Origin of the sequence: Enterococcus camelliae (assembly GCF_042685105.1) — a bacterium.
Taxonomy (GTDB): domain Bacteria; phylum Bacillota; class Bacilli; order Lactobacillales; family Enterococcaceae; genus Enterococcus_G; species Enterococcus_G camelliae.
In genome coordinates this window covers 144,597-145,291 of the sequence record NZ_JBHUMO010000056.1, presented here as the reverse complement: position 1 = coordinate 145,291, position 695 = coordinate 144,597, and the positions used below count along the sequence as shown (strand labels likewise).

General features: G+C 32.4%; 2 protein-coding genes. Both read right to left on the bottom strand.

The window, feature by feature from the left end; all coding sequences use genetic code 11:
• Window positions 1-226, bottom strand: a 226-nt coding sequence (locus ACFSR0_RS09700) for a helix-turn-helix domain-containing protein (RefSeq protein WP_379982281.1), incomplete at its 3' end; no start/stop codon positions are given.
• Window positions 227-251: 25 nt separating this feature from the next.
• Complete coding sequence (gene tnpA, locus ACFSR0_RS09695; protein WP_379982279.1) at window positions 252-653, bottom strand: IS200/IS605 family transposase; 402 nt, start codon at window positions 651-653, stop codon at window positions 252-254.
• Window positions 654-695 lie beyond the last annotated feature (42 nt).

Here is a 695-nt window from a genome sequence, read left to right as displayed (position 1 = left end):
GTTGTGCTTCAACTTCTTTTAACCAAGCAAATTCTTCTTGTTTTTTTAATCCAGCATAGGTCAATTTGTTTTCAACATATTCAGGATTTTCTTTTTTCATTTTATAGTTTGCAACTCGTTGATTTAATAAAAAATTCCAATAGAACCGAACACAACCAAAAGTTTTTTGAAATTGAAGTTCCTGTTTTGAATTAGGATAGATTCTGATTTTATGGGCTTTTTTCATTTCTGCACACCTCCTTAACGTAAACTCAATATATTGTTCTTTGGCTTTCTACATATCGTTTTATCGTTTCGCTAGAAACATTTCCTGCTGTTGAAACAAAGTAAGACCGTGTCCAAACACTTGGCATTTTACTTAAGTGTTCAAACGATTGTCGTAGCTCTCTAGATGTTCTACCTTTAATCACCTTCATGATATCTGCTGGTGCATAAGTTGGTTGAACATTTATAAAAAGATGACAATGGTCTGTATCTGTTTCTAACGCAATGACTGTCCACTCATTCTCTTCGCAAATTGAATGAACAAACGTTTTGAAACTAGCGTCTACTTCGGAATTGACAAATATTTTCCGACGATATCTAGGACAAAAAACAAAATGGTAATTGAGTAACGATACAGTTGTTTTTGAATGTCTGTATTCGTTATCCATGAGTTAATTAACCATTAATTAGTGTACTTAATAAACAATTTC

Excerpts from the sequence above, each read along its gene's own strand:
- tnpA (WP_379982279.1), bottom strand. The coding sequence starts at position 653 with ATGGATAACGAATACAGACATTCAAAAACAACTGTATCGTTACTCAAT.